Here is a 3,372-nt window from a genome sequence, read left to right as displayed (position 1 = left end):
CTCAGCCCACCGGGAGAGGGTTAAGGTGAGGGGGGAAATTACTCCCCCTGCTCCCGCGCAATAGCACGATAACCGATATCCTGACGGCTGAAGCTGCCGTTCCAGTGAATATCCGCCATCAGCGCATAGGCGCGTTTCTGCGCTTCTGCCACGGTCTGGCCCAGCGCGGTCGCACACAGCACGCGGCCGCCGTTGGTGAGCACGCGGTCGTCGTCAGCCAGCTTCGTACCAGCGTGGAACACCTTCGCGCCGTCAATCTCTTCCAGCGGCAGGCCGTGGATCTCATCACCGGTGCTGTAGTTCCCTGGATAGCCACCCGCAGCAATCACCACGCCCAGAGATGCTCGCTCGTCCCACTCTGAGGTTTTCTCGTCCAGCTTGCCTTCGCAGGCCGCCAGACACAGATCCACCAGGTCGGATTTCATGCGCAGCATGATCGGCTGGGTTTCCGGATCGCCAAAGCGGCAGTTGAATTCGATCACCTTCGGGTTGCCCTGCTTGTCGATCATCAGACCTGCGTAAAGGAAACCGGTGTAGGTATTGCCTTCTGCTGCCATGCCCTTCACGGTAGGCCAGATGATGCGATCCATTGTGCGCTGGTGGACTTCGTCAGTCACGACCGGAGCAGGGGAGTAAGCGCCCATCCCGCCGGTATTAGGGCCCGTGTCGCCATTGCCCACACGCTTGTGATCCTGGCTGGTGGCCATCGGCAGAACGTGCTCGCCGTCGACCATGACGATAAAGCTCGCCTCTTCACCGTCGAGGAACTCTTCAATCACGATGCGGTGGCCCGCATCGCCAAAGGCGTTACCTGCCAGCATGTCCTGAACCGCGGCTTCGGCTTCGTCGAGCGTCATCGCGACGATAACGCCTTTCCCGGCGGCCAGACCGTCGGCTTTGATGACAATCGGCGCGCCTTTTTCACGCAGGTAAGCCAGCGCGGGCTCGACGTCGGTGAAGTTCTGATACTCCGCCGTCGGAATGTTATGACGCGCAAGGAAATCTTTGGTGAAGGCTTTGGAGCCTTCCAGCTGTGCGGCACCTTCCGTTGGGCCGAAGATTTTCAGGCCCGCAGCGCGGAAGGCGTCAACCACGCCAATTACCAGCGGCGCTTCCGGGCCGACGATGGTCAGGTCGATGTTCTCGGTCTGGGCAAAGCTCAGCAGCGCCGGGATATCGGTCACGCCGATAGCCACGTTCTGCAGCGCGGGTTCCAGTGCGGTACCGGCGTTACCCGGTGCCACGAAGACGGTTTTAACCTGCGGAGACTGCGCCGCTTTCCACGCCAGAGCGTGCTCGCGCCCGCCGTTACCAATCACTAATACTTTCATTTTCTGCTCCGGGAATTAATGGCGGAAGTGGCGCATGTCGGTGAAGATCATGGCGATGCCGTGTTCGTCGGCAGCGGCAATCACCTCGTCGTCGCGGATAGAGCCGCCAGGCTGGATCACACAGGTGATGCCCACCGCAGCCGCAGCATCGATACCGTCACGGAACGGGAAGAAGGCGTCAGAGGCCATGGCGGAGCCTTTCACTTCCAGGCCTTCGTCACCTGCTTTAATACCCGCGATTTTCGCAGAGTAAACGCGGCTCATCTGGCCTGCGCCTATCCCGATGGTCATGTTCTCTTTGGCATAGACGATGGCGTTAGACTTCACGAACTTCGCCACTTTCCAGCAGAACAGCGCGTCGCGCAGCTCCTGTTCGGTCGGCTGTCGTTTGGTCACCACGCGCAGGTCGGCTTCTGTCACCATACCCAAATCGCGATCCTGAACCAGCAGACCGCCGTTCACGCGCTTGAAGTCCAGGCCCGGCACGCGCTCCGCCCACTGGCCGCAAACCAGCACGCGCACATTCTGTTTTGCCGCAGTGATTTTCAGCGCTTCTTCGGACGCGGACGGCGCGATGATCACTTCGACAAACTGGCGGGAGATGATGGCCTGCGCGGTTTCGGCATCCAGCTCGCGGTTGAAGGCGATAATGCCGCCAAACGCGGAGGTCGGGTCGGTTTTGTAGGCGCGATCGTAGGCATCGAGAATAGAGGTGCTTACCGCAACGCCGCACGGGTTGGCGTGCTTGACGATAACGCAGGCTGGCTCGCTGAACTCTTTCACGCATTCCAGCGCGGCGTCGGTGTCGGCAATGTTGTTATAGGAAAGGGCTTTGCCCTGAACCTGCTGGGCGGTCGCAACGGAGGCTTCCTTTACCTCTTCTTCTATATAGAAGGCAGCCTGCTGGTGGCTGTTCTCGCCGTAACGCATATCCTGCTTCTTAATGAAGTTCAGGTTCAGGGTGCGCGGGAAGCGGCCAGAAGGATCTTTGCTTTCACCGTGGTAGGCAGGAACCAGGCTACCGAAGTAGTTGGCAATCATGCTGTCGTACGCGGCGGTGTGTTCGAACGCCTTAATCGCAAGGTCGAAGCGGGTTTCGAGAGTGAGGGAGCCGTCGTTAGCATCCATCTCATTAATAATGGCGCTGTAGTCGCTGCTCTTCACCACGATGGCCACATCTTTATGGTTCTTCGCCGCGGAGCGCACCATGGTTGGACCGCCGATATCAATATTCTCAACCGCATCTTCCAGAGAGCAGCCTTCGCGGGCGACGGTCTGGGCAAATGGGTAGAGGTTAACAACAACCATATCGATAGGCGCGATATCATGCTGTTCCATAATGCCGTCGTCCTGACCGCGACGGCCCAGAATGCCGCCGTGCACTTTCGGATGCAGGGTTTTGACGCGTCCATCCATCATTTCCGGGAAACCGGTGTAGTCGGACACTTCGGTTACCGGCAGACCTTTATCTGCTAACAGGCGAGCGGTACCGCCTGTAGAAAGCAGCTCTACACCGCGTGCGGAAAGTGCCTGAGCGAATTCGACGATACCGGCTTTATCAGAAACACTGAGCAGAGCGCGGCGGACTGGACGACGTTGTTGCATGGTAAATCCCCTGGATTTCACGATTACAGAGAGCGTTAGATGAATTTTCCAGCGAAAAACTCATCTAACACACCTGACGAGGCCTCCTTGTTAAGCGCGAGCATTTTAACGAAAACGTTTGCGCAACGCTCGCATATTTTCACTTTTTCGAAGCGCTGTGGATAACTCTGTGTGTAAAAGGGTATAAGGAGGGGTTTTGCTGGGGAATGCAGCAGTCAGTCATTTTTCTGTCATTTAGCGGTTGCGGCCTGCGTAGAACTCCCTATAATGCGCCTCCATCGACACGGCGGATGTGAATCACTTCACAGTTAACCCGGTCGGTTGAAGAGAAAAAATCCTGAAATAACGGGTTGACTCTGAAAGAGGAAAGCGTAATATACGCCACCTCGCAACGGTGAGCTGAAAGCCGCGTTGCAACTGCTCTTTAACAATTTAT

2 protein-coding genes are annotated in these 3,372 nt (G+C 57.5%); both read right to left on the bottom strand.

Annotated features, from left to right (window positions below; translation table 11 throughout):
* Nucleotides 1–38: 38 nt before the first annotated feature.
* Nucleotides 39–1,331 carry a phosphoribosylamine--glycine ligase gene (purD, locus tag IM273_RS21210; RefSeq protein ID WP_193051921.1) on the bottom strand — a complete coding sequence of 431 codons (1,293 nt, stop codon included), beginning with the start codon at nucleotides 1,329–1,331 and terminating at the stop codon, nucleotides 39–41.
* Nucleotides 1,332–1,346: 15 nt separating this feature from the next.
* Complete coding sequence (purH, locus tag IM273_RS21205; RefSeq protein WP_049138094.1) at nucleotides 1,347–2,936, bottom strand: bifunctional phosphoribosylaminoimidazolecarboxamide formyltransferase/IMP cyclohydrolase; 1,590 nt, start codon at nucleotides 2,934–2,936, stop codon at nucleotides 1,347–1,349.
* Nucleotides 2,937–3,372: the final 436 nt, after the last annotated feature.

Source organism: Enterobacter cloacae complex sp. P13B (genome assembly GCF_014895915.1).
GTDB lineage: Bacteria > Pseudomonadota > Gammaproteobacteria > Enterobacterales > Enterobacteriaceae > Enterobacter > Enterobacter bugandensis.
This window is presented reverse-complemented; position numbering and strand designations above follow the sequence as displayed.